Here is a 25,427-nt window from a genome sequence, read left to right as displayed (position 1 = left end):
CCGGGGCGGGATGGGCCGGGCCGGGCTGGGCCGGGCCAGCTCAGTGTCCAGCTCAGGCCGACCCGGGCCGGACCGCCCGGTCCAGCCCTGTGCGCCGTACCCGCGTCAGCCGGTGCCTTCCCGCCAGCTCCGCAGCACCGCGTCGAACTGCTCGCGCGCCGTGGACCAGTCCGCGACGGGCGAGGACATGTAGATGGCGTACTCGACGCCGTCCTGGGACAGGTACATCTCCTCGATGGCCCGGCGCGGTCCGGGGAAGGGCATGTCCTTGGCGAGGGCGGTCCAGGTGTACTCCCAGCGGGCGCTGGGGTAGTCCCGGTAGTTGTTCTCCTTCAGCGTCAGCCGTTCGTAGTCGACCAGGCTCTGGAGCCGTTCCTCCAGGCGGAGCTGGTGGGCGTAGGGATCGTCGAAGTCGGGCGAGGTGTCGACGGCGATACGGATGAAGTGCTCGCCGCCGTCTGGCGTGTAGTCGACCTGTCTGAGGTCGCCGTCCTCGCCGTACACCTGGCGGGTCCAGCCCTCGGGCAGCGAGAGGCTGAAACCGAACGGGTCGGTACGGCGGACCCAGCCGGCCGGCACGGACCCCTCCGACGCCTCGGAGTCACCCGAGCTCCCGGAGTCCCCGGAGTCCCCGGAGTCCCCGGAGTCCCCGGAGCCCTCGTCCGCCGCACCGTCCGTGGCGTCGCCCGTGGCACCGGCCGACGCGCTCGGCGAGGCGGACACGGAGGTCGAGGCGTCGTCCTCGCTGCCGCCGCCGTCCTGCGTCATGCGCACCAGCACGGCGGTGCCGCCGCCGATCAGCGCGGCGACCAGCACGGCCAGCACGACCGTACGCAGCCGGCGGCCGCGGCGCGGCGCGGCGGCCACCGGGGTCGCGGCGGTCGGTGTCCCGCCGGCGGGCGGATACGCGGCGCCGGGCGGGTACGTCGCGCCGGTCTGATACGTGGCGGCCGGCGGCTGTCCGGCCCGGGCGAAGCCGGTGGCGGGCGTGGCGCCCTGGTCGGCGGAAGTGGGAGCGCCGGTGGGGACGGCGGTGGCTGCGGCGGTGGGAGGCGCGCTGGGGGTGACCGCCGTCGGCGCGGTCATCGAGGGCTGCCCGGCCGCGTCGGCCGGGGCGGGCCACGCCTGGTCGGCGCCGCTGTGGGCGTCGGCGTAGGTCCCCGTACCCGCGTACCGCGTCGGAACGTACGCCTGCGCCGCGTCCGACCGGCGTCCCTCCGCCGCCTCGGCCAGCATCTGCTCGGCCTCCGCCACGGAGGGCCGGGTGGCCGGGTCCTTGCGCAGCAGCGCGTTGACGACGGGTTCCAGCGGACCGGCGTGCCGCGGCGGTTCGGCCTCCTCCTCGACCACCGCCTGCATGGTGGTCAGCGGCGAGGTCCGGCGGAACGGCGATCTGCCCTCCACCGCCGTGTACAGCGTCGCGCCGAGCGCCCACAGGTCGGAGGACGGGCCCGGATCGTGGCCGCGGACGCGTTCGGGCGCCAGGTAGTCGACCGACCCGACGACCTCCCCGGTACGGGTGATGGTGCTGTCGCCCTCGATCTGCGCGATGCCGAAGTCGGTGAGCAGCACCCGGCCGTCCGCGCCGAGCAGGACGTTGCCCGGTTTCACGTCGCGGTGCAGCACCCCGGCCGCGTGCGCGGCGCGCAGGGCGCGCAGCACCCACAGGCCGATCCGGGCCGCCTCCCGCGGCTCGACGCGTTCCTCGTCCTTGACCGCGTCGGCCAGCGAACGGCCCTCGACGAGCTCCATCACGATCCACGGCCGGCCGTCGTGTTCGAGTACGTCGTGCACGGTGACGACGGCCGGGTGGTTGATCCGCGCGGCCGCACGCGCCTCGCCCCGGGTGCGGGCCAGCAGTACCGCCCGGTCGCTCTCGGCGACGTACAGCGCGGCGGTCAACTCCTTGATGGCGACGACTCGGTGCAGCACCTCGTCATGGGCGCGCCACACTCGGCCCATGCCACCGCTGCCGATGGCGTCGCCGAGCCGGTAGCGGCCCGCGAGGAGCTGGCCCTGCATCTGATTCACGTTGCCCCGCAATGCTCTTGACAGGGTCAGCGTAGGGACCGGCCTCCCTTCAGGGAACCGGTGGGGTGCCCCGGAGACCGCTCTGTGACGGTTGTCGCTTTCCGCTCCCCGAAGCAACCAAGGACGCTCAAGTCACGTCACGCGGCAGCGGATATGACCGGCAATCAGACAGAAGAAGGCACAGAGACGGATACACAGAGCCGGATGCGCAGAGCCGGATGGTGACGCTCAACCGGTGTACTGGTACGTCGCCGACGCCTGCTCGAACAGCCTGGTCACCTCGTCGCGGTCCGCCTCCGGGCCGCGTACCTGCACCACGTGGTAGTGCCCGTCGATCAGGATGGCGAGGTTGCGCACGAACAGCTCGCCCCCGTCGTCGCCGGTCCAGGTGAACTGTCCCTCGGCCATCGACCGCCCGCCCACCTCGATGGACTTCAGCCCGGCGGAGGTGGCCCAGCTGGAGTCGCGGTAGGGCTGCAACTCCGGCTCCCGGTCCCGCTGATACGTCATCGGGTCGCCGCCGAAGTCGTCGCTGCCGTCCCGGCCGGGGACGACGATCAGCTCGAAGTCGCCGTCCGCGTAGACGATCTGGCCGCGTCCGTTGACCGCCGTGCGCTTCCAGCCCTCGGCGACGGCGACCCGGAATCCCTCCGGGTCCTTGCGCAGGGTGAAGCCGTCGGCGGCCTGGGTCTCGGTGGTCTGCGGCTCGGTGGAACCCGCCGACCGGGAGGGGTCCGCCCCCTTGTCCGATCCCGCCGACCCGTCCGTGCCCTTCGTCTCCCGCGGCGACTCGCGTTCGGGCCGCGGCTCGTCGCCGGGGTCCGCCGAACCGGCCACCCGGCCCGCCTCCCCGACGGCTCCGCTCTCCTTGTCCTTCGGCATGAAGAGCATGGCGTACGCGATCAGCGCGGCCATGCCGAGCAGTATCAGCAGCAGCAGGGTGCGGCCGAGCCGGCGCGGGGAACGCGCCTCCTGCTTGGCCCGCTTGTGCCGCCCGTGGTGCGCGGGCAGCCCGGCGCGCCGCCTGCGCACCAGCTCGCCCCGGCGACGGACGATCGGCAGCCGGCTCGCGTCGGCCGGCGGGGCCGGGACGACGTACAGCCCGGCGTCCGGCTCGGGCGCCGAGCGGACGAGGGAACGCAGCCAGCCGCGCAGTTCCTCGAAGTCCAGCCGCTCGGTCGGGTCCTGCCGCAGCAGCGACTCCACGACCGGCCTGAGCGGCCCGCACTCCTCGGCATAGGCCGGCGGCTCCGCGCACACCATCTGCACCAGCTCGGCCGTGGACTCCTCCGGGTAGGGCGCGTGTCCCTGTACGGCACGGAAGAGCAGGGCGCCGAGCGCCCACAGGTCGGTGGCGGGGCCGATCGGGGGCGCGAGCTGCCAGTTCTCGTGCACCGGGCCGGCCTGCTCCGGGGCCCAGCGCTCGGTCACCGGGCCGACCACCGCCATCCTGGCCTGCCGGGCCCGCTCGGCGGCGAGCGCGGTGGCCGGTCCCCGGCGCACGGGCGTCTTGGCGACCAGGTCGTCCCAACGGCTGGGCGCCGGGGCGGGCGCGTCTGCCGGGGGAGTGGGCGTGGGCGTGGCGGGCAGCGCGGTCTGGCCGGAAGGGCTGACGGTTCCGGCGGAACCGGCGGAACCGGCGGCGGACCGTGCGTCGTCCGCCGTCCGGGGCGCGGCACCGGGCCAGGAGGTGGTGCGGACGCCGTAGGGATCGGTGATCTGTCCCGGCGGGGTCCCGCCGGAGCCGTACGGCAACGCGTTCGCGTCGGGGGCGGGGCGGGCGCCGGGCAGGGCCGCCCGGCCGTTCTCCGCCTCCTGGACCCGGGCCGCGGCCCGCGCTCCCGCCCGGTAGGCGGCGATCGCCCCGGCCCGCGCGGCCCGGACATCCCCGCTGCCCTCCCCGAGCGCCCGCGGCCCGGCCGTGTCACCGCGCCCGTTCGCCCCCGCGGCCCCCTGCCCCGGCAGCACCTCGGCCACCCGCGCCTGAATAGCGGCCCGCCGAGCGGCCTCGGGGTCCAGCTGAGCGACGTCGGGCGCTACGGGGCGGTCGTGTCCGTTGCCGCTGTGGGGACCGCTGGGACCGCTGGGGCCGCTGGGACCGCTCGGACGACCGGGCCCCTTGGGGCGGCTGGGACCATGGGCACCGCCGACCCCACTCACACCAGCCGATCCCTCCCCCGCCCCGTCCTCCTCGTCGTCCCCCGGCACCGGGTCGTACCCGCACAGCGCCTCCTCCGCCGCGCCGACCGCGAGGCCGGTCAGCATCACCCGGCCGTCGTCGCAGACCAGCACCGTGCGGGCGGTGATGTTCCGGTGCACCCAGCCGTGCGCGTGCAGCACCCGCAGGGCCATCAGGACGTCGGAGGCGATCTCGGCCGCCCGGTACGGGGTCAGCGGCTGCTCGGCGAGCAGCGCGGCCAGCGGCCGGGCCGGCACCAGTTCGCTCACCACCCACAACGAGCCGCCCTCGGCGAACACGTCGAAGACCTGGTCGAGCCGGGGATGGTCGGGAATGCTCGCCGCGGCCTGCGCCGCCTCCACCGCCCGCCGCACCACGGGGTCGGCCGGGCGCCGCGTACTGCCGCGCGCGGCCGAGGACCGCTGGACCGGCCGGCGCGGAGCACCGTCACGCGGCGTGAACCCGTCGGGCAGCCCCTCCGCGTCGAGCACCTCGGCCTCGACGACCTCGGGCAACGGCACCTGCCTGACCAGCACTTCCTGCCCGCTGTAGGTGTCGAAGGCCCGGGTCTCGGCGAGTTCGTACTCGTCGGAGGGCGGCAGCGGCAGCCGGTAGCGGTCGGCGAGGACCCGTCCCGCGTACTCGTCCACGTTGCCTCCCCCGGCACGGTCGGTCATCCCGGTCGGTCAATTCCGTTCGCCCCGCGTCCCGTTGTTGCTGCGTACGGTCCGCAAGCACTCACGATACGTGCCGGAGGCAACCCGCAAAGAGGTGTCACCAGATATCGGCGCCACCAAACCCGCGCACGCCGGGCGCGGGGCGGGTTCAGGGGGCCGGCTCGAAGGACTTCGTCAGCGTCTGCCAGGTCTCCCGGCGCTGGTCAGTCCCCCAGTCGGCGGCCTTGGCGGTGTACATGAGCGCGTAGCCGTGCTCGTCGTCGACGACGAATCCCCGGTCGGTCGTGCGGTACTTGGTGCCGCCGTCCACATAGGTGAACTCCCAGTCGGCCGCGTTCCACCCCCGGTAGTCCACCTCCTCTATGCGGATCTTCTTGTACTGGGAGCGCGTCATGTACCGCTCCTGGTTCTTCCAGTCCGCCACCGGGTCGTCCTTCGGCGTGGACGTCCAGGCGACGAGCAGCTTCTGCCCGTCCGGACCGGTGAACCGGTCGCCCGAGGAGCCCGTGGTCTGGTACTTCCAGCCCTCGGGCAGTCCTATCTCGTACCCCTGGTCGCCCTCGTGCGTGGAAACGGCTCCGTCGTCGGAGTCCGCCGACTCCGTCGAGTCCCCGTCCTCGTCCTCCGTGTCCGCCGTGTTCTCTGCGGAACCGCCCGTGCCCGCTCCGTCGGACGCGCTCGCCTCCGCGCCCGTCGAGCCGTCCGGGGTGGCGCCCGGCGACCCGGCGCCGTCCGTGCCGTCGTCCTGCTTGGTCTCGTCGCCCGTGGTGGCCGAGGCCGTGGTCCCGGCACCGCCGGCGCTGTTCTCGCCGTCGTCGCCGCCCAGCGTGAGGGCCAGCACGGTGCCGAGCACGGCCAGTACGACGACCACCGCGATGATCACCAGGGTGCGGCGCGGCACCACGTCGGTGAGGGATGCCTTCGGCGCGGGCCGGGACGGCAGGTCCGGCGGCGTCATCACGGGCCAGCCCGAACTCCGGCCGCCCGCCGCCGCGTTCCCGCTTCCCGCGCCGGACGCGGCCGGCGTGGCCGCCGTCGCACCGGCGCCGCCCGCCGCGGCACCCGCCGACCCGCCCGTGCCGGTCCCGGTGGTGGCGGAGCCAGTGGCGGCGGAGCCAGTGGCGGCAGAGCCAGTGGTGGCGGACCCGCTCCGGGACTTGGCGCGGGCACCGGCGGCCGCCCCGGCCGCTCCGGCCGAGACCGCGGCCTTGCGCACGGAGCGCAGCGCGCCCTTCAGCCGCTCCCCGGCCTCCTCGCCCCGCCTGCTCCCGGACCGCTCGTCCGGCTGGGCGGGCAGCGGCACGACCTTGGTCGCGTCCATCGGCTCGGCCGGCGTGCTCGCGGGCGCGTGGATCACCTTGTTGAGCAGTGCGCGGGCGCCCGCGTCGTCGAGCCGCTGGGCGGGGTCCTTGGTGAGTAGTCCGTAGATGACGTCCCGCAGCGGACCGGCGTTCTTCGGCTCCTCCAACTGCTCGGTCATCACGGCGGTGAGCGTGGCGATCGCCGAGCCCTTGTCGTACGGCGGGGTGCCCTCCACCGCCGCGTACAGCAGCCCGCCCAGCGACCACAGGTCGGCGGCCGGTCCCGGCTTGTGCCCGCGGGCCCGCTCCGGGGAGATGTAAGAGGGAGCGCCGACCAGCATGCCGGTGGAGGTGATGGACGGGTCGCCCTCGACCTGGGCGATGCCGAAGTCGGTGAGCACGACCCGGCCGTCCTCGGCGATCAGCACGTTGGACGGCTTCACGTCGCGGTGCAGGATGCCCTCGCGGTGCGCGGACCGCAGCACGTCCAGCACGGCCAGCCCCACCTCGGCCGCCCGCCTCGGTTCCAGCAGGCCGTCTTCCCGGATGACCTCGGCGAGCGACTTGCCCTCGACGAGTTCCATCACGATCCACGGCCGGTCGTCCTCGTCGACCACGTCGAAGACCGTCACGGCGCTGTTGTTGCGGATCCGCGCGATCGCCTTGGCCTCGCGCAGCGTCCGCGTGATCAGGCGCCGCTTCTCCTCCTCGTCGATGTTGGTCGGGAACCGCAGCTCCTTGACGGCGACCGTGCGTCCCAGGGTCTCGTCCTGGGCCCGCCACACCGTCCCCATGCCGCCGCGGCCGAGCACGTCTCCCAGCCGGTACCGCCCGGCGAGGAGACGTGCGCTCTTGTCCTGACGGGATGTCCCCGCCCGCTCCGCCTCCGACATGCGTCCCCTCATGCAACCCGCCCTGACAGAGCCTTCATTGTCTCTCACCCGACAAGTGCTCGACGCCCAGGGTGCCCCTGGCCGCGCCCCACGGTCCCACGTCCCGGACGGTCCGGTGAACCGGCCGTCGCGCCGCCCATGACGGGTGCGACGAGGGAGGAACCGTGATGCCACCGCTTCGGACGCTTCTGTCCCTCCCCGTGGTTCTGGTCCCGCTCGCTCCCATCCCGTCCGTCGCCCCCGGACCCCGTGGAGAAGCATCTGCCCGTCCGACTGGGTCTGTCCGGCACCTCCTCCCCTGGTCCCCTGCGGTGTCACCGTGTGCAGACCCACCGCCGAGTCCTGCCCCCGCACCCAGTAGAACGGCCGGAGTTCGCTCGGATATCCCGACCGCAGACACCCGTTCGAGTGAATGCGGTCGATCCGACCGCAGCGACCGCTACGGCCCCACGAGCATCACAACGGCACGATGTCCGGCGCCCCCAGCCGCGCCGCGTCCGCGGTCAGGTCGTCGGGCTGGCGCTGCGACTCCCGCTCGGCCTGCACCCGCTTCTCGTAGTGCTGGACCTCGCGCTCGATCTGGTCCTTGTCCCAGCCCAGCACCGGCGCCATCAGCTCGGCCGCCTCCCGGGCGCTGCGGGTGCCCCGGTCGAAGGTCTCGATGGAGATGCGGGTGCGGCGGGTGAGCACGTCATCCAGGTGCCGGGCCCCCTCGTGCGAGGCGGCGTACACGATCTCGGCGCGCAGATAGTCGTCGGCGGTCGGCAGCGGATCGCCGAGCGAGGGGTCGGCGGCGATCAGTTCCAGCACCTCCTCGGCATGGGTGCCGTACCGATTCAGCAGGTGTTCCACCCGGACGACGTGCAGGCCGGTGCGGGCGGCGATCCGGGCCCGCGCGTTCCACAGGGCCGAGAAGCCCTCGGCGCCCAGCAGCGGCACGTCCTCGGTGACGCAGTCGGCGACCCGCATGTCGAGTCCGTGCACGGCCTCGTCGACCGCGTCCTTGGCCATCACCCGGTACGTCGTGTACTTGCCGCCCGCCACCACGACCAGCCCCGGCGCCGGGTGGGCGACGGTGTGCTCGCGCGACAGCTTGCTGGTGGCGTCCGACTCGCCGGCCAGCAGCGGGCGCAGCCCCGCGTACACGCCCTGGACGTCGTCCCTGGTCAGCGGCACGGAGAGGACGGAGTTCACATGCTGGAGCAGGTAGTCGATGTCCGCGCTGGAGGCGGCCGGGTGGGCCTTGTCGAGGTCCCAGTCGGTGTCGGTGGTGCCGATGATCCAGTGCCGGCCCCAGGGGATGACGAACAGCACCGACTTCTCGGTGCGCAGGATCAGCCCGGTCGAGGAGTTGATGCGGTCCTTGGGGACGACGAGGTGGATGCCCTTGGAGGCCCGGACGTGGAACTGCCCGCGCTCCCCCACCAGCGACTGCGTGTCGTCGGTCCACACGCCCGTGGCGTTCACGATCTGCTTGGCGCGGATCTCGTACTCGCCGCCGCCCTCCACGTCCTCCACCCGGGCGCCGACGACCCGCTCGCCCTCGCGCAGGAAACCGGTCACCCGCGCGCGGTTGGCGACCGGCGCGCCGTACGACGCCGCGGTGCGCACCAGGGTCGCCACGAAGCGGGCGTCGTCCACCTGCGCGTCGTAGTACTGAAGCGCGCCGACCAGGGCGTCCTTCTTCAGCGCCGGTGCCACCCGCAGAGCGTGACGGCGCGTGAGATGGCGGTGCGTGGGCAGCCCCCGGCCGTGCCCGCGGGCCATCGACATCGCGTCGTAGAGCGCGACGCCCGAACCGGCGTACAGCCGCTCCCACCCCGTGTGCTGAAGCGGGTACAGGAACGGCACCGGCTTCACCAGGTGCGGGGCCAGCCGCTCCAGCAGCAGCCCGCGCTCCTTCAGTGCCTCCCGCACCAGGGCGAAGTCGAGCATCTCCAGATAACGCAGGCCGCCGTGGATCAGCTTGCTCGACCTGCTGGAGGTGCCCGACGCCCAGTCCCGCGCCTCGATCAGTCCGGTGGACAGGCCGCGGGTGACGGCGTCCAGGGCGGTGCCCGCGCCCACCACGCCGCCGCCGACGACCAGCACGTCCAGTTCTCGCTCGGCCATGGCCGCGAGCGACTCCGCGCGTTGCGCCGGGCCCAGTGTCGCTGTCCTCACCGCTGCCTCCCGCTCATCCGTTGATCGGTCGCGTCGGCCGCACCCGTCCGACAGGCGAAGCCCGGTCGTTCCCTGTACCCCCCATGCCCAGATTCTGACCGGGTTGCCCGACTTCAGCCACACGCACCCGTGCCCTGTGGACAACCTCAGCGGGCGCTCCCGGCAGACGGAGCCCCAGTACCGCCGCCAACACTCACCGAAACTCGGTCGACCAATCCCACAAATCGGTCATATTTACTCCTAGTCTGACGTTGTGCTCGCCCGTCCTGTCCACAGGGCTTGCGCACCTGTCCCGCTCCGGCTACTGGGAAGGACGGCCCACGCCATGCCCGCAGATCTCGCCGTCATCGGACTCGGTCCCTACGGCCTGCCCCTGGCCCAGGCCGCCATCGCCGCCGGCCTCCCCACCCTCGGCTACCGGACCGGCCCCGAGGCCGGCTCCCTGTCCCCGGCCGAACTGCGCCGCATGCTCGCCGGGGGCTTCCGGACGGCCGCCGGACCGGCCGAGCTGGGCCGGGTGCGCACGGCGGTCATCTGCGCCCCGACCCCGCCGGGCGAGGGCGGCGGCCCGGACCTCGGCCAGGTCGAGGCGGCCGCACGCACCCTGGCGGCACATTTGCGCCCGCACACCACGGTGATCCTGGAGTCACCCGTCCCTCCCGGCACCACGGAGGACTTCCTCCGCCCGCTCCTCGAAACCGGCTCCGGCCTGCGCGCGGGGCGCGACTTCCACCTCGCCTACTCCCCCAGCCGGGTCGACCCCGGCAACCGCGACTTCACTCCCACGAACACGCCGAAGGTCATCGGCGGCCTCACCCCCGCCTGCACCGAGTCGGCCGCCGCCTTCTACGGCCGCCTCACCGACAAGGTGGTACGCGCGCGTGGCCCGCGGGAGGCGGAGACGGTCCAGCTCCTGGAGACCAACTTCCGCCATGTGAACATCGCACTGGTGAACGAGATGTCCGTCCTCTGCCACGACCTCGGCGTCGACCTCTGGGACGTCATCCGCTGCGCGGAGACCAAGCCGTTCGGCTTCCAGACCTTCCGCCCCGGCCCCGGCGTCGGCGGCCACTCCGTCCCCCAGGACCTGACCGGCCACGCCCCCCGCAGCCTGCGCATGGTCGAACTCGCCCAGCAGGTCAACAGCCAGATGCCCCGCTACGTCGTGCAGCGCGCCGCCGCCCTCCTCAACGAGCACGGCAAGTCCGCGCGCGGCGCCCGCGTGCTCCTGCTCGGCGTCACGTACAAGGCCGATCTCGCCGACCAGCAGGGCACCCCGGCCCAGGAGGTCGCGACCCGGCTGATCTCGATGGGCGCCGCGGTCAGCTACCACGACCCGCACATCCCGGCCTGGACGGTCCTCGACCGCCCGATCCCCCGCGCCGACTCCCTCTACGAGTCCGCCGCCGCCGCCGACCTGACGATCCTCCTCCAGCAGCACCGCACGTACGACCTCCAGGGCCTCTCGGTGAAGGCCCAGTTGTTGCTGGACACCCGGGGAGCCACGCCCACGGGGGCGGCGCACCGGTTGTGAAGGGGCGCGCGGAGGCCGGTCGTGCCACGGGGTTGGTGGTGGACGGGGCGCTACGTGGGTACCGTAGGGGCGGAGCCCACCGCAGCGGGTACTGCGATGGACTCCAAGATGGATCACGGAGTGTCCACCCCTAGTTCGCATAGGGGTGGCCGCTCACCATCCGAAAATCCGCAAGATCCACCTCCTCCGGCACTGAACCATCCGAAGACGGATCCGGTCCCAGCGGGTGGGCTTGCGGTGACGTCCCATGGGCACGCCCCCTTCCACGATGCCGCCGTCAGCCCGGTGGGCGGCGCGTCTGGAATTCGGGCCGGGCCCCGAGGGGACGGGGTCCGGAACGCGTTCCTTGGAAGGGGGCGTCCCAGAGAACTGGGCCGCCGGACACGGACGTTACCGGCGCGCGACGGCGCCACCCGGCGTATTCGCCCCGAAGACGACCATGCGCCCCCCGGACACCCTGCGCGCCCCCGTACCCGGCCCGCCGGACACCGGACGCCGAGCGCACGAACAACAAGAAGGCCGGCCGTCCCACCAGGGACGACCGGCCTCCGTACAACCAACTGCCGACACCGACTGCCGGCTGCCGGCTACCGCCGATGCTGCGAGTCCGCCACCGTCACCTCGACCCGCTGGAACTCCTTCAGCTCGCTGTAGCCGGTGGTGGCCATCGCGCGGCGCAGGGCGCCGAACAGGTTCATCGAGCCGTCGGGGTGGTGGGACGGCCCGGTGAGGACCTCCTCCAGCGTGCCGACCGTGCCGAGGTCGACCTTCTTGCCGCGCGGCAGTTCCTCGTTGACGGCCTCCATGCCCCAGTGGTGGCCCCGGCCCGGCGCGTCCGTCGCGCGGGCCAGCGGGGAGCCCATCATCACCGAGTCGGCGCCGCAGGCGATCGCCTTGGGCAGGTCGCCGGACCAGCCGACCCCGCCGTCCGCGATCACGTGCACGTACCGGCCGCCGGACTCGTCCATGTAGTCCCGGCGGGCCGCCGCCACGTCGGCGACCGCGGTGGCCATCGGGACCTGGATGCCCAGCACGTTGCGCGTGGTGTGCGCGGCGCCGCCGCCGAAGCCGACCAGGACACCGGCCGCGCCGGTGCGCATCAGGTGCAGGGCGGCGGTGTAGGTGGCGCAGCCGCCGACGATCACCGGGACGTCCAGCTCGTAGATGAACTGCTTCAGGTTCAGCGGCTCGGCGGCACCGGAGACGTGCTCCGCGGAGACGGTCGTACCGCGGATGACGAAGATGTCCACGCCCGCGTCGACCACGGCCTTGGAGAACTGCGCGGTGCGCTGCGGGGAGAGCGCGGCGGCGGTGACGACGCCGGAGTCGCGCACCTCCTTGATGCGCTGCCCGATCAGCTCCTCGCGGATCGGGGCGGCGTAGATCTCCTGGAGGCGGCGGGTCGCGGTCTCCGAGTCCAGGCCGACGATCTCGTCGAGCAGCGGCTGCGGGTCCTCGTAGCGGGTCCAGAGCCCTTCCAGGTTCAGTACGCCGAGGCCGCCCAGTTCGCCGATGCGGATGGCGGTGGCCGGGGAGACGACCGAGTCCATGGGGGCGGCCAGGAACGGCAGCTCGAAGCGGTAGGCGTCGATCTGCCAGGCGATCGAGACCTCCTTCGGGTCTCGCGTACGGCGGCTGGGGACGACGGCGATGTCGTCGAAGGCGTACGCCCGGCGGCCGCGCTTGCCGCGCCCGATCTCGATCTCAGTCACGTGTGTGGCCTTTCCCTCATGCGTTGCAGCGTCTTCCAGTATCCCCGACGGGCAGAACGAGGGCGGCCCCGGTCGCTCCGGGGCCGCCCTCGGGAAGATCGCCGCTGCTTACGGCTGCCTACTTGTTACGGCTGTAGTTCGGTGCCTCGACCGTCATCTGGATGTCGTGCGGGTGGCTCTCCTTGAGGCCGGCGGAGGTGATCCGCACGAACCGGCCCTTGGACTCCATCTCCTCGATGGTGGCCGCGCCCACGTATCCCATGGTCTGGCGCAGACCGCCGACGAGCTGGTGCAGCACGTTGGCCAACGGGCCGCGGTAGGGCACCTGGCCCTCGATGCCCTCGGGCACCAGCTTGTCGTCGGAGGCGACCTCGGCCTGGAAGTAGCGGTCCTTGGAGTACGACTTCCCCTGGCCGCGGGACTGCATGGCGCCCAGCGAGCCCATGCCGCGGTACGACTTGAACTGCTTGCCGTTGATGAACTGGAGCTCGCCCGGCGACTCCTCGCAGCCCGCGAGCAGGCTGCCCAGCATCACCGTGTCGGCGCCGGCGGCCAGCGCCTTGCCGATGTCGCCGGAGTACTGGAGGCCGCCGTCGCCGATCAGCGGGACGCCGGCCGCGCGGGCCGCCAGCGACGCCTCGTAGATGGCGGTGACCTGGGGGACGCCGATGCCGGCGACGACCCGGGTGGTGCAGATGGAGCCGGGGCCGACGCCCACCTTGATGCCGTCCACACCGGCGTCGATCAGCGCCTGGGCGCCGTCCCGGGTGGCGACGTTGCCGCCGATGACGTCGATGCCGACGCTCGACTTGATCTTGGCCATCCAGCTCAGCGCGTTGCTGTTGTGGCCGTGCGAGGTGTCGACGACCAGGAAGTCCGCGCCGGCCTCGGCGAGCGCCTGGGCCCGGTCCAGCGCCTCGGGGCTGGCGCCCACGGCGGCGCCGACGATGAGCCGGCCCTCGGCGTCCTTCGCGGCGCCCGGGTACTGCTCGGCCTTGACGAAGTCCTTGACCGTGATCAGACCCTTGAGCACGCCGGCGTCGTCGACCAGCGGCAGCTTCTCGATCTTGTGGCGGCGCAGCAGCCCCATGGCGTCCACGCCGGAGATGCCGACCTTGCCGGTGACCAGCGGCATCGGCGTCATGACCTCGCGCACCCGGCGGGCCCGGTCGGTCTCGAAGGCCATGTCACGGTTGGTGACGATGCCGAGCAGCTTGCCGGCGTCGTCGGTGACCGGCACGCCGCTGATCCGGAACTTGGCGCACAGCGCGTCGGCCTCGCCGAGGGTGGCGTCCGGGTGGATGGTGATGGGGTTGGCCACCATGCCGGACTCGGAGCGCTTGACCAGGTCGACCTGGTTGGCCTGGTCCTCGATGGACAGGTTGCGGTGCAGCACGCCGACGCCGCCCTGGCGGGCCATCGCGATCGCCATGCGGGACTCGGTCACCTTGTCCATCGCCGCGGAGAGCAGCGGGATGTTGACCCGGACGTTGCGCGAGATGCGGGACGAGGTGTCGACCGCGTTCGGAAGCACCTCGGAGGCGCCCGGCAGCAGCAGCACGTCGTCGTAGGTCAGCCCGAGTGTCGCGAATTTACCGGGCACTCCGTCGACGTTCGCAGTCATGACACCTTCCCCAAATGGCCTTGATCGGTGCGGATGTCCATGCTAACGGGAAGTGCGGGTGTCTCATTCCACGATCATGGCAACCCGGACAGCCGTAGGTTCGTACGAAAGCGGCGGGCCGCCCGTTCACCGAAGTGACGAACGGAGCAACTACTGCTCGGCCAGGGCCCGGAGCCGGCTCAGCGCCCGGTGCTGCGCCACGCGGACCGCGCCGGGTGACATTCCCAACATCTGGCCGGTCTCCTCGGCCGTGAGCCCGACCGCGATGCGCAGCAGCAGCAGTTCCCGCTGGTTGTCGGGGAGGTTGGCGAGGAGTTTCTTGGCCCACTCGGCGTCGCTGCTGAGCAGGGCGCGCTCCTCGGGGCCGAGCGAGTCGTCGGGCCGCTCGGGCATCTCGTCGGAGGGGACGGCGGTGGAGCCGGGGCCGCGCATCGCGGCGCGCTGGAGGTCGGCGACCTTGTGGGCGGCGATGGCGAAGACAAACGCCTCGAACGGGCGTCCGGTGTCCTTGTAGCGCGGCAGCGCGAGGAGTACGGCGACGCAGACCTCCTGGGCGAGGTCCTCGACGAAGTGACGCGCGTCGCCGGGCAGCCGGGACAGCCGGGTGCGGCAGTAGCGCAGCGCGAGGGGATGAACATGGGCGAGCAGGTCGTGCGTGGCCTGCTCGTCCCCGTCTACGGCGCGGTGGACGAGCGCACCGACTGTTCCCCCTTGCCCGGGGGCCGTCTCGTCGTCACGCATCGGTCCATGGTGCCTTGCGGCCGTCTGGTCCGCTCCGCCGCGTCCGTTGTTGTGCACCGAAGCGTTATGAGCAGGTGCGCCGGAACTCATCCCCTGCGCCCTCCCCTCCCGCTCGACCGACTCGTCCCCGAGGAACTCCACACCTCAAGGATGCGGCATCGGCGCCGAAACGAGCAGCGGGCACCCGGCGGTTCGGCTTGTCACCCCCGCTCACCTGGCGGTAAGCGGGGTCTGTCGCACCTCCGCCGGGCCCCGTGGGTCTCCGCCGCACGGAGCCCGGTCCCGTGGGTCTCCGCCGCACGGAGCTGCCCCTGGGGCCTGTCATCCGACAGGCCCTACCGGACCAGGCCCCACCGGAACCCGAGCGCCACCGCGTGTGCCCGGTCCGAGGCGCCGAGCTTCTTGAAGAGCCGCCGGGCGTGCGTCTTGACGGTGTCCTCGGAGAGGAACAGCTCACGGCCGATCTCCGCGTTGGAACGGCCGTGGCTCATGCCCTCCAGGACCTGGATCTCGCGTGCGGTGAGGGTGGGCGCGGCGCCCATCTCGGCCGAGCGCAGCCGCCGGGGGGCGAGCCGCCAGGTCGGGTCGGCGAGCGCCTGGGTGACCGTGGCCCGCAGTTCGGCGCGCGAGGCGTCCTTGTGCAGATAGCCACGGGCGCCGGCGGCGACCGCGAGGGCCACGCCGTCCAGGTCCTCGGCGACCGTGAGCATGATGATGCGCGCGCCCGGGTCGGCGGACAGCAGCCGCCGGACCGTCTCGACACCGCCCAGACCGGGCATGCGCACGTCCATCAGAATCAGGTCCGAGCGGTCGGCACCCCAGCGGCGGAGGACTTCCTCGCCGTTGGCCGCCGTCGTCACGCGCTCGACGCCGGGCACGGTCGCGACCGCGCGGCGGAGCGCCTCTCGGGCAAGCGGGGAGTCGTCGCAGACGAGGACGGATGTCATGGCTGTCCTCCGCGGCTCTCACAGCTGCTGCGCGTCACCTTGAGCCTCCAGGCTGGTACGAAATCGTCACCTGTGCGGTCACCGTCTCGGACGCCGGCCCGAGCGCTTGTTCCTGCAACCGCCTCCGCCCTCTCAACGACGGTCACTCGAAAGAGTTACGGGGCTGTGTGTCGTCTTCGGCACTCTACGTGAGGGGCCGGACACAACGCAGTCACGCGCGGAGACCCTCAACCTTTCACCACAACCCGTGCCCCATTTAGACGCTTTTCTTCCGCTTTGGAGGTGTCTGGCACTAGATTCGCAATGAGTCATATTTTCATCTCCTTAGATCGTAGTTGTACGGTCGTGGATGCTGGGCCCCTGGCATCCACCCATATCGGTTACAAGAGGTCACGCAATGGCAGATTTCTCCCGCCTTCCCGGACCTAACGCGGACCTGTGGGACTGGCAGTTGCTGGCCGCCTGCCGCGGGGTGGACAGCTCGCTCTTCTTCCATCCCGAGGGGGAGCGCGGCGCGGCCCGCAGCGCTCGTGAGAACTCGGCCAAGGAGGTCTGCATGCGGTGTCCGGTGCGCGCCGAGTGCGCCGCGCACGCGCTGGCGGTGCGCGAGCCGTACGGCGTGTGGGGCGGCCTGACCGAGGACGAACGCGAGGAACTCATGGGGCGGGCGCGCAACCGGCTGGTGCCGGCGGCGTCGGTGGCCGGCGGCGCGGACACCGCCCCGAACAGCTGAAGGAACGTTTCTCCGGGCGCCGTGCGTGGCACGCGCGCGTCAGCGCCCCGCGGCCCGCTCCAGCTCGTCCAGCGTCGCCGTCACGGCCGGCACCTGTGCCAGGTCGGGCAGCGTGAGGGCGACGATCTCGCGCCGCACGGCCGGCTCCAGGCGCACCGTGCGGGCACCGCGCGGCCGTACCGACTCGACCGCGAGCTGGGGCAGTACGGCGACTCCGAGGCCGGCCCCGACCAGGCCGACGACCGCCGGGTAGTCGTCGGTCGCGAAGTCGATCCGGGGGGCGAAACCGGCCGTCTCGCACACCTCGACCAGTTGCCCCCGGCAGCGCGGGCAGCCCGCGATCCACGGCTCCTCGGCCAGCTCCCCGATGGCGACGGACTCCGCGCGGGCGAGCGCGTGCCCTTCGGGGACGAGGGCCACCAGCCGGTCGGTCAGCAGCGGCCGGACCACGAGGTCGTCCCACTCCTCGGCGCCGCCGGCCGCCCCCTCGTAACGGAAAGTGAGCGCCACATCGCAGTCGCCCTCGCGCAGCAGTTCGACCGAGGCGGGCGGTTCGGCCTCCTCCAGGGAGACCCGGGTGCCGGGGTGGGCGGCGCGCAGCGCGGCCAGCGCGGTGGGGACCAGGGTGGAGCTGCCGCTGGGGAAGGAGACCAGCCGGACCCGGCCGGCCCGCAGCCCGGCGATGGCGGCGACCTCCTCCTCGGCGGCGGTCAGCCCGGCGAGGATGCCCGCGGCGTGCCGGACCAGTGCCTCGCCGGCCTGGGTCAGCCGCATGTCGCGCGGACCGCGGACCAGCAGGGGCGTGCCGACGGACGCCTCCAGGGCCTTCATCTGCTGGCTGACGGCGGGCTGGGTGCAGCCCAGTTCGCGCCCCGCCGCCGAAAAGGAGCCGGTGGCGGCCACGGCACGCAGTACGCGGAGATGACGGGCCTCGATCACACCGTCGAGGATAAGCGAACCTTTGATACGGGCGCGATAAATACGTCGACGCTTTGATGAAGGCTCGTCTACCGTGCCGCCATGAGGCTTCTGTCGGTGAATCTGGGCCGTCCCGAAACCGTGCCGTACACGGATCATCCGCAGGGGGTGACCGGCATCGACAAGCGGCCGGCCGCCGGGCCGGTGCGGATCGCGGCGCCGGGCCCGGACGGGGCGAGCGGGGTCGCCGGGGACACGGTCTGCGACACCCGGCACCACGGCGGCGAGCACCAGGCGGTGTACGCGGTGGCCCGCGAGGACCTCGACGACTGGGAGCGCGAACTGGGGCGTCCCCTGCCCTCCGGCGCGTTCGGCGAGAACCTCACCACCGTCGGCGTCGACGTCTGCGGGGCGCTGATCGGCGAACGCTGGCGGATCGGCCCGGACCTGGTCCTCGAAGTCACCAGCGGGCGCATCCCGTGCCGCACCTTCCAGGGCCATCTGGGTGAGAAACGCTGGGTGAAGCGGTTCACGCAGAAGGGCGCGCCCGGGGCGTACCTGCGGGTGATCGTGCCCGGCGAGGTGCGGGCGGGCGACCCGGTCGAGATCGTGCACCGGCCCGGTCACGAGGTGACGGTGGCGACGCAGTTCCGCGCGGTGACCACCGAGCGGGAGCTGCTGCCGGGGCTGTTGGCGGCGGGCGAGGCCCTGCATCCGGTGGCGCTGGCCAAGGCGCGGGCGTACGCCGACGGGCTTCGGACGAGCGCGCGTACCGGGGGAGAAAGTGCTGTCGCTCCTTCACCGGCGCTTCACTGGTCGAAGGCTCGGTGAGCGATCCGGACGCGGACAGTCCGGGTCACTAATGTTGCGCCATGACAACGGCATTGATTACGGGATCGACGTCAGGCATCGGCGCCGCGTTCGCGCGGCGGCTGGCGGCCGACGGGCACGACCTGGTGCTGGTCGCCCGGAACATCGAACGGCTGCGTGAGCAGGCGACCGAGCTGCACGACCGGCACGGTATCGAGGCCGAGGTGCTGACCGCCGACCTGGCCGAGGACGCGGGCATCGAGGCGGTGGCCGCCCGGCTGGGCGACCGCAAGAACCCGGTCGACCTGCTGATCAACAATGCCGGCTTCGGCAACAAGGGCCGCTATCTCGACGTCGCCATGGCCGACGAGCTGCGGATGCTCAAGGTGCACTGCGAGGCGGTGCTGCGGCTGACGTCGGCGGCGGCCGAGGCGATGCGCGAGCGCGGCCGGGGCGGCGTGGTCAACGTGGCCTCGGTCGCCGCCTTCGTCCCGCGCGGCACGTACGGCGCCTCCAAGGCGTGGGTCGTGCAGTTCACGCAGGGCGCGGCGCGGGACCTGGCCGGCAGCGGCGTACGGCTGATGGCGCTGGCCCCCGGCTTCGTCCGTACCGAGTTCCACGAGCGGGCCGGGATGGGCACCGACACCATCCCGAACTGGATGTGGCTGGACGCCGACAAGCTGGTCGCGGCGGCCCTCGACGATCTGGCCCGGGGCAAGTCGCTGTCGATCCCCGACCCCCGCTACAAGGCGCTGATGGGCGCGGCGAAGCTGGTGCCGCGGGGCGTGCTGGGGGCGGTCAGCTCGCGGACCCGGAAGTACGGACCGCAGTAGTCCCCGGCATTTGGTGGGGGCGCACAGCCGCGGGTGATAGCGAAGGGGGATGTACGACGGCCGGATCATGAGCGGAAACGGGAGCGGGAGCGGTGCGGCGCCGGAGGTGGTGCCGCCCCGGCACAGACCCGGCTCCGTACCCGCGGCCCGCCCCGGCTTCCGGCCCGACGTCGAGGGGCTGCGGGCGCTCGCGATCGGGCTGGTGCTGCTGTACCACGCCGGTGCGGACCGGCTGGCCGGCGGCTATGCCGGCGTCGACGTCTTCTTCGTGATCTCGGGTTTCCTCATCACCGGCCTGCTGGTCCGGGAACTGGGCCGCACCGGCCGGGTCTCGCTGACCGGGTTCTACGCCCGCCGGATGCGCCGGCTGCTGCCCTCCGCCCTGACCGTGCTGGCCGCGGTGGTGCTGGCCGCCTGGCTGCTGGTCCCGCCCGCCGATCTGCGCGGCGTGTTCCTGGACGTGGTCACCGCCGCGCTGTACGCCGTCAACTGGCGGCAGGCGGCCGAGGCGGTCGACTACTCGGCGCTGGGCACCGCGGCCAGCCCGGTGCAGCACTTCTGGTCGCTGGCGGTCGAGGAGCAGTTCTACGTGGTGTGGCCGCTGCTGCTGATCGCGGTGGCGTGGTGGTGCCGACGCCGCGGCCGGGGCGTACGGCCCTGGCTGGCCGGGGTGCTCGCGGTGACGGCGGCCGGCTCCTTCTGGTACGCCGTCACTCTCACCCGGCAGGCGGCCGGAGCGGCGTACTTCTCCACCGGCACCCGGTACTGGGAGCTGGCGGCCGGTGGGCTGCTCGCACTGGTGCCGGGCGGCTGGTGGCGGCGGGTGCCCAGGTGGGCGGCCGGGGCGACGGGGCTCGCCGGGGTCGCGGTGATCGGCGGCGCGGCGCTGCGGTTCGGGGCGGACACCGCGTTCCCCGGGCCGTGGGCGCTGCTGCCGGTGCTCGGTGCGGCGGCGGTGCTCGCGGCCGGCGCGGTGGCCGTGGACACCCCGGCGGGCCGCCTGCTCTCCCTCGCCCCCGTCCGGTACGTCGGCCGGATCTCGTACTCCTGGTACCTGTGGCACTGGCCGTTCCTCGCCTTCACCGCGGTGTGGCTGGGCGAGCCGCCGCTGTCGGTGGCGCTGCTCGCGGTCGCGCTGTCCTGGATACCGGCCGCGCTGACCCACCGTTACGTGGAGAACCGCTTCCGGCACGCCCCCGAGCGGGCGGTCCGGGCGCACCGTTCCGGTCTGGTGCTGGGCGCGGCCTGCACGGCGGGCGCGGTGCTGTGCGGGGCGGTGTCCTGGACGGCGGTGCCGCGCACCCGGCTGGCCGAGGCGGTGGACGCGCCCGGCGCGGCGGTGCTGGCGGCGGGCGACACCGGACTCCAGCGCAGCGCCGACGCGCTGCGGCCGTTGCCGGAGTCGGCCGAGGACGACGTGGACGCGGCGCACGACGACTGTCTGGTGGACCAGTTGGACACGGCCCTCGCGTCGGGCTGCGTCTACGGCGACACGTCCTCCGACACCACCGTGGTGCTGTTCGGCGACTCGCACGCGGTGCAGTGGGCACCGGCGCTGCGCGGCATCGCCGAGCGGCGCGGCTGGCGCCTGGAGGTGCTGACCAAGTCGGCCTGCTCACCGGCCGAGGTGACGATGTGGGCGACGCAGCTGAAGCGGGCGTACACCGAGTGCGACACCTGGCGGGAGACGGCACTGACGCACCTCGAGGACGAGCAGCCGGCCCTGGTGGTGACCGGGGCGCGGGCGACCACGCCGGTGGTGAGCGACGGCAGGCGGCTCGGCGAGACAGCGGGCGCGGAACTCACCGAGGAGGGCTACGCGAAGACCCTGCGGCGCCTGACCGGGACGGGGGCGGACGTACTGACGTTCGCCGACAATCCGCACCCTGAGCAGGACGTGCCGTCCTGTGTCTCGGGCGCGATGGACTCGCTGGCCGACTGCGCCACCGCGAAGAGCGCCGCGCTCGGCTTCGAACAGGTCGGCGAGGTGGCGACGCGGGAGGTCGGCGGCGCGTCCCTGATCGACCCGACGTCGATGCTCTGCCGGGACGGGGAGTGCCCGGCGGTCATCGGCAGCGTGGTGGTGTACCGCAACGACGATCATCTGACGGCCACGTATGTGCGGACGATGACGGGGTGGCTGGAGGGGGAGCTGCCGGTGGCGGTGTGACGGGACAACGGGCGGACGGGCGGACGGGCGGTGGAGGTGGTGGTCCGGGTTCAGGGTGCGAGGAGGGTTTTGCCGATGGTGGTGCGGTCCTCGAAGGCCTGATGCGCTGCGGCGGCCTTCGACAGCGGCAGGACAGCACCGATGACCGGCTTGAGTGCCCCGTTGGAGGCCAGGGCGAACGCCTCGTCGCGCAGTCGGGCCTGTTGGTCCGCTGTCAGGGCCATGGAGGCGAATCCGGTCACGGCGACGCCTCGGTGATACACCGCGAGCGGGTCGAAGCGCGGTGCCTGCCCGCTGGTCGTGCCGTAGACGACCATGCGCCCGGTGCCGGGGGTCAGCAGGTCGAACGCGGCCTCCGACACCGAACCGCCCGTGGTCTCCAGGACCACCTGGACGCTGCCGCGTGCCGCGTCGCGGACCTGTTCGTGCCAGTCCGGCTCGGTGTAGTCGATCACTGTGTGCGCGCCGAGCCGCTTGGCCACGGCCAGTTTCCGCTCACCTCGGGCAACGCCGATCACAGTGGCGCCGGCCCGCCCGGCCAACTGCACCAGAAGGCTGCCGACACCGCCCGCGGCGGCTTCGACCAGTACGGTGTCGCCCGCTCGCAGCGCTGCGGCCCGGATCACCCCGACCGCGGTCGAACCCTGACCCAGCAGCGCCAGAGCCCGGTGGTCGTCAAGGGCGTCGGGGCAGGGCAGGGCCGCGGCGGCGGACACCACCGCCAGCTCGGCGTAACCGCCACCAGAAGTGGCGCTCACCACCCGCCTGCCGACCATCGCGGGATCGACGCCGGGCCCGACATCCGCCACGGTGCCCGCCACCTCGAAGCCCGGTGAGAACGGCATCGGCAGATCGGGGAAGGCCGTCTGCCGCATCAGCCCGGCCCGGATCTGGACGTCGGCGAACCCGATGCCCGCGGCGGTGACCCGGACCAGCAACTGCCCAGGACCCGGCTGGGGAACGGGCACTTCGTCGACGCGCAGTACGTCGGGTGATCCGTAGTCATGGAATCGGACAGCACGCATGCTTCCCTCGCATCAATGATCCGGAGAGGCGGCGATCGGTTGCGCCGCCGACGCGAAGGTAGTGCGCGACATAATGGTTACTTCAAGGGTATCTGGCTACCACGGGGGTACTGGTGCGACCGCTTGATCCCGACATGTTCCATCCGGCCTGCCCGAGCAGTGCGATGCCGATCCGGGTCGGTGACAAATGGTCCGCCATGGTCATCCTGTGTCTGGAGCAGGGGCCACGGCGGTTCTCCGAACTCCGGGTTCCCCTGCGTGCCTCCACCCTGAAGGTGCTCACCCAGACCCTGCGAGCGCTGGAACGCGATGGGCTGGTCACCCGTACCGTCTACGCCGAGGTTCCCGCCCGAGTGGAGTACGAACTGACCGCGCTGGGTCGCACCTTGCTCGAACTCATCGCAGCCGGCCGGCGCTGGGCGGCGGACCACATGCCCGCCCTGCTGGCCGCCCGGGACGCGTACGGGAACCACAACACCAGCAAGGGCACGACGGCTGCCGAGCACGCTTGATGACGAGGCTCCCGCACAGCTCAGGCGGGCGCCGCCGGGGACCGGCGTGCGGATCGGCACCCACGTGAAGCTCCGGAACCACGCGCTGGTCCACGCACCAGACATCGGACGGACCTCAACCAGCGGCCGCGAGCAGTGCTCGCCGTGGTGCCGGGCGCGTGCCGGCCCGCCCGGCCGGGAGGCCCGGTCGCTCGGCCCGGCCCCTGGAGCAGGGCTCAGGGGACCGGACCTCGACGGGCGGGCTCAGCCGCCCGCGAGGGCGGTGCGCAGGGCCGTGACGGCCTGGGTGATGGCGGCTTCGGCGGCGTGGGTCTCGCGCAGGGCGTTGAGCATCACGAAGTCGTGGATGATGCCCTGGTAGCGCACGGCGGTGACGGGTACGCCGGCCTGGCGCAGCTTGTTGGCGTACGCCTCGCCCTCGTCGCGCAGCACGTCGGCCTCGCCGGTGATCACCAGGGCCGGGGGCAGGCCGGTGAGCTGCTCGGTGGTGGCGCGCAGCGGGGACGCGGTGATCTCGGCGCGCTGGGCGGGATCGGTCGTGTACTGGTCCCAGAACCACTGCATGCCGTCGCGGCGCAGGAAGTAGCCGGTGGCGAACTGGTGGTAGGACGGCGTGTCGAAGCTCGCGTCGGTGACCGGGTAGAAGAGAACCTGCTGGACGAGGGGGACGTCGCCGCGTTCCTTGGCCATCAGGGTGAGGGCGGCGGTCATGTTGCCGCCGACGGAGTCGCCGACCACCGCGAGGCGGGTGCCGTCCAGGTTCTTGGCGGCGCCCTCGGTGACGATCCAGCGGGCGACCGCGTAGTTCTGCTCGATGGCGACCGGGTAGCGGGCCTCGGGCGAGAGGTCGTACTCGGGGAAGACCACGGCGGCGTTCGCGCCGGTGGCGAGTTCGCGGACCAGGCGGTCGTGGGTGTGGGCGTTGCCGAAGACCCAGCCGGCGCCGTGGATGTAGAGGATCACCGGCAGGGTGCCCTCGGCACCGGCGGGGCGGACGATCCGGGCCCGGACCTGGCCGGTGGGACCGCCGGCGACGGTGATCCACTCCTCGTCGACGGCGGGCAGCGCCGTCTCGCCGGACTGGACCTCGTCCACCGCCTTGCGGCCCTCGGCGGGGCCGAGGTCGAACAGGTAGGGCGGGTTCGCGGTGGCCTCGACGAAGGCCTGGGCGGCGGGCTCCAGGACGGGACCGGCGGGGGTTGCCTCGCTCATGGCGGACTCCTCGGTTCGGGCGTGCGGCCGGAAGACTCCACCGGCGGGATCACCGGGAAGCGGCGGCACAGGAAGAAAAGTAGCGCCCTACTAAGTCGCGCGCAACTTATTTGTGGTCGACAGGAATCCGATAGGATGGACGTGCCGTGAACCGTGCCCGACCCGGGAGCCGCACCGTGCGCACGCCCCCCACCGAACCGCCCTCGTCCCCGCAGGGGTCCCTGCTCCTGGACGACCAGCTCTGCTTCGCCCTGTACGCCGCCTCCCGCGCGGTCACCGCGCGCTACCGCCCGCTGCTCGACGCGCTCGGTCTGACCTATCCGCAGTACCTCGTCCTGCTCGTGCTGTGGGAGCGGGACTCGATCTCCGTCCGGGATCTGGGGGCGGCGCTCCAGCTGGAGTCCAGCACCCTTTCCCCGCTGCTGAAGCGCCTGGAGGCGGCCGGTCTGCTGCGCCGCGAGCGCCGGGCCGACGACGAGCGATCCGTCGCCATCCGCCTCACCGAGGCCGGGGCCGCCCTCCAGGAACGGGCCGCCGAGGTCCCGCTCGCCATCGGGGACGCGATGGGGCTGACGCCGGAACAGGACGCCATGGCCAAGCAGTTGCTGCGGCTGATCACGGCCAATGTGTCGGGGCGAGGGCCGGCTCAGTGAGGGGCGGCCGGGCAACCGGCCGCCCCTCACTTCCTCGCCTCAGCCGCGCGCGGCCATCCGCACGAACGCCGCCCACTCATCGACGCCGATGGAGAGGCGGGCCTCTCGCGGGCGCTTGGAGTCACGTATCAGCACGGATGAGTCCGCGCTCGCCACCTCGACACAGTCACCGCCATTGCCTGCGCTGTGGCTGCTCTTTATCCAGGCGACCTCCACACACTGGCCGCCGTCACCCGCGCTGTAACTGCTTTTCACCCAGGTCGGTCCGGCTATCTGATCCGTGTCCTTCACATCTCTCCCAAGCGCTTCTCGACCCAGGTCAACGACTCACGAGGGGTCATGGCCTGCGCCCGAAGGACCCCGTACGTGGATTCGAAACCCTGGACCTTTGTGGGCTCCGAGTAGAGGGTGCTGTCGCTCTGCACCTCCGTGTATGCCATCCTGCGCCCTCCCTTGGCAAGGATCAACGTGAACGGGCCCGCCACACCGGCGTGCTCCTCGCGCCCATTCGGCATCACCTGGATTTCGATGTGCCGCTCCTGGCCGACGAGCAGCAGATGTTCCAACTGCGCCCGGTGCGCTTCTTGTCCGCCAAGGGGCCGGAGAAGGACGTGCTCGTCGATGACGAAGCTGAGGAGCGGTTTCGGGACACGGCACAACAACTGCTGTCGATCCTTACGAGCAGCGATTCGCTGTTCCACAGTCTCCGCGTCCAGCAGTGGACGCCACATGCCGAAAACCGCTCGCATGTACTCGTCG

General features: G+C 72.5%; 20 protein-coding genes. 7 read left to right on the top strand and 13 right to left on the bottom strand.

Annotated features, from left to right (window positions below; genetic code table 11):
- Positions 1-105: 105 nt before the first annotated feature.
- The 4 genes from ACTT8P_RS00650 to ACTT8P_RS00635 all read right to left on the bottom strand — a co-directional run bounded on the left by ACTT8P_RS00650 (position 106) and on the right by ACTT8P_RS00635 (position 9,244).
- The gene (locus tag ACTT8P_RS00650) at positions 106-2,022 is read right to left on the bottom strand and encodes a serine/threonine-protein kinase (protein WP_442829469.1); all 1,917 of its coding nucleotides are present in this window, start codon (positions 2,020-2,022) and stop codon (positions 106-108) included.
- A gap of 237 nt (positions 2,023-2,259) precedes the next feature.
- Complete coding sequence (locus ACTT8P_RS00645) at positions 2,260-4,887, bottom strand: protein kinase (RefSeq protein WP_442829468.1); 2,628 nt, start codon at positions 4,885-4,887, stop codon at positions 2,260-2,262.
- A gap of 148 nt (positions 4,888-5,035) precedes the next feature.
- A complete protein-coding gene (locus tag ACTT8P_RS00640; RefSeq protein ID WP_442829467.1) occupies positions 5,036-7,081 on the bottom strand; it encodes a protein kinase domain-containing protein in 2,046 nt (681 codons plus the stop codon).
- A gap of 456 nt (positions 7,082-7,537) precedes the next feature.
- A complete protein-coding gene (locus ACTT8P_RS00635) occupies positions 7,538-9,244 on the bottom strand; it encodes a glycerol-3-phosphate dehydrogenase/oxidase (RefSeq protein WP_442829466.1) in 1,707 nt (568 codons plus the stop codon).
- Between the two features lie 325 nt (positions 9,245-9,569).
- On the opposite strand from ACTT8P_RS00635, the gene ACTT8P_RS00630 reads away from it, so the two are divergent.
- Positions 9,570-10,778, top strand: coding sequence for a nucleotide sugar dehydrogenase (locus ACTT8P_RS00630; protein ID WP_442829465.1), 1,209 nt, complete (start codon positions 9,570-9,572; stop codon positions 10,776-10,778).
- A gap of 587 nt (positions 10,779-11,365) precedes the next feature.
- On the opposite strand, the gene ACTT8P_RS00625 is transcribed toward ACTT8P_RS00630, so the two are convergent.
- From ACTT8P_RS00625 to ACTT8P_RS00610, 4 genes are all read right to left on the bottom strand, one after another.
- Positions 11,366-12,490, bottom strand: a complete 1,125-nt coding sequence (locus ACTT8P_RS00625) for a GuaB3 family IMP dehydrogenase-related protein (RefSeq protein WP_442829464.1) — start codon at positions 12,488-12,490, stop codon at positions 11,366-11,368.
- A gap of 118 nt (positions 12,491-12,608) precedes the next feature.
- Entirely contained in the window at positions 12,609-14,114 is a 1,506-nt protein-coding gene (gene guaB / locus ACTT8P_RS00620; protein WP_442829463.1) for an IMP dehydrogenase, read from the bottom strand.
- Between the two features lie 150 nt (positions 14,115-14,264).
- Positions 14,265-14,855: a sigma-70 family RNA polymerase sigma factor gene (locus ACTT8P_RS00615; RefSeq protein WP_442829462.1), complete on the bottom strand. Its 591-nt coding sequence runs from the start codon at positions 14,853-14,855 to the stop codon at positions 14,265-14,267.
- 335 nt (positions 14,856-15,190) lie between these two features.
- Positions 15,191-15,802, bottom strand: a complete 612-nt coding sequence (locus ACTT8P_RS00610) for a response regulator transcription factor (protein ID WP_003948568.1) — start codon at positions 15,800-15,802, stop codon at positions 15,191-15,193.
- 397 nt (positions 15,803-16,199) lie between these two features.
- On the opposite strand from ACTT8P_RS00610, the gene ACTT8P_RS00605 reads away from it, so the two are divergent.
- A complete protein-coding gene (locus ACTT8P_RS00605) occupies positions 16,200-16,535 on the top strand; it encodes a WhiB family transcriptional regulator (RefSeq protein ID WP_442829461.1) in 336 nt (111 codons plus the stop codon).
- A 39-nt stretch (positions 16,536-16,574) separates the two neighbouring features.
- Here the strand turns inward: ACTT8P_RS00605 and ACTT8P_RS00600 are convergent, their stop codons facing one another.
- A complete protein-coding gene (locus tag ACTT8P_RS00600; RefSeq protein WP_442829460.1) occupies positions 16,575-17,474 on the bottom strand; it encodes a LysR family transcriptional regulator in 900 nt (299 codons plus the stop codon).
- Between the two features lie 81 nt (positions 17,475-17,555).
- On the opposite strand from ACTT8P_RS00600, the gene ACTT8P_RS00595 reads away from it, so the two are divergent.
- The 3 genes from ACTT8P_RS00595 to ACTT8P_RS00585 all read left to right on the top strand — a co-directional run bounded on the left by ACTT8P_RS00595 (position 17,556) and on the right by ACTT8P_RS00585 (position 21,266).
- A complete protein-coding gene (locus tag ACTT8P_RS00595; RefSeq protein WP_442829459.1) occupies positions 17,556-18,284 on the top strand; it encodes an MOSC domain-containing protein in 729 nt (242 codons plus the stop codon).
- A 41-nt stretch (positions 18,285-18,325) separates the two neighbouring features.
- Positions 18,326-19,096 (top strand): SDR family NAD(P)-dependent oxidoreductase, encoded by a 771-nt coding sequence (locus tag ACTT8P_RS00590; RefSeq protein ID WP_442829458.1) that lies wholly within the window; start codon positions 18,326-18,328, stop codon positions 19,094-19,096.
- 67 nt (positions 19,097-19,163) lie between these two features.
- On the top strand, positions 19,164-21,266 hold the full coding sequence (locus ACTT8P_RS00585; protein ID WP_442829457.1) for an acyltransferase family protein: 2,103 nt from the start codon (positions 19,164-19,166) through the stop codon (positions 21,264-21,266).
- A gap of 50 nt (positions 21,267-21,316) precedes the next feature.
- Here ACTT8P_RS00585 and ACTT8P_RS00580 read toward each other — a convergent pair whose 3' ends face one another.
- Complete coding sequence (locus ACTT8P_RS00580; protein WP_442829456.1) at positions 21,317-22,291, bottom strand: quinone oxidoreductase family protein; 975 nt, start codon at positions 22,289-22,291, stop codon at positions 21,317-21,319.
- 113 nt (positions 22,292-22,404) lie between these two features.
- On the opposite strand from ACTT8P_RS00580, the gene ACTT8P_RS00575 reads away from it, so the two are divergent.
- On the top strand, positions 22,405-22,803 hold the full coding sequence (locus ACTT8P_RS00575; RefSeq protein WP_442829455.1) for a winged helix-turn-helix transcriptional regulator: 399 nt from the start codon (positions 22,405-22,407) through the stop codon (positions 22,801-22,803).
- Positions 22,804-23,046: 243 nt separating this feature from the next.
- Here the strand turns inward: ACTT8P_RS00575 and ACTT8P_RS00570 are convergent, their stop codons facing one another.
- Positions 23,047-24,015, bottom strand: a complete 969-nt coding sequence (locus ACTT8P_RS00570) for an alpha/beta hydrolase (RefSeq protein ID WP_442829454.1) — start codon at positions 24,013-24,015, stop codon at positions 23,047-23,049.
- Between the two features lie 176 nt (positions 24,016-24,191).
- On the opposite strand from ACTT8P_RS00570, the gene ACTT8P_RS00565 reads away from it, so the two are divergent.
- Positions 24,192-24,668 carry a MarR family winged helix-turn-helix transcriptional regulator gene (locus ACTT8P_RS00565; RefSeq protein WP_442829453.1) on the top strand — a complete coding sequence of 159 codons (477 nt, stop codon included), beginning with the start codon at positions 24,192-24,194 and terminating at the stop codon, positions 24,666-24,668.
- A 39-nt stretch (positions 24,669-24,707) separates the two neighbouring features.
- On the opposite strand, the gene ACTT8P_RS00560 is transcribed toward ACTT8P_RS00565, so the two are convergent.
- Both ACTT8P_RS00560 and ACTT8P_RS00555 read right to left on the bottom strand, forming a co-directional pair.
- Complete coding sequence (locus ACTT8P_RS00560; RefSeq protein ID WP_442829452.1) at positions 24,708-24,959, bottom strand: DUF397 domain-containing protein; 252 nt, start codon at positions 24,957-24,959, stop codon at positions 24,708-24,710.
- The gene (locus tag ACTT8P_RS00555; RefSeq protein WP_442829451.1) at positions 24,956-25,417 is read right to left on the bottom strand and encodes a DUF5753 domain-containing protein; all 462 of its coding nucleotides are present in this window, start codon (positions 25,415-25,417) and stop codon (positions 24,956-24,958) included. The genes ACTT8P_RS00560 and ACTT8P_RS00555 overlap by 4 nt, the downstream gene beginning before the upstream one ends.
- Between the last annotated feature and the right edge of the window lie 10 nt (positions 25,418-25,427).

It is taken from the genome of Streptomyces sp. JW3, from assembly GCF_052216785.1.
Taxonomy (GTDB): Bacteria; Actinomycetota; Actinomycetes; order Streptomycetales; family Streptomycetaceae; genus Streptomyces.
The sequence above is the reverse complement of the archived record's forward strand: the minus strand, read 5'-3'. Positions and strand labels throughout refer to the sequence as shown.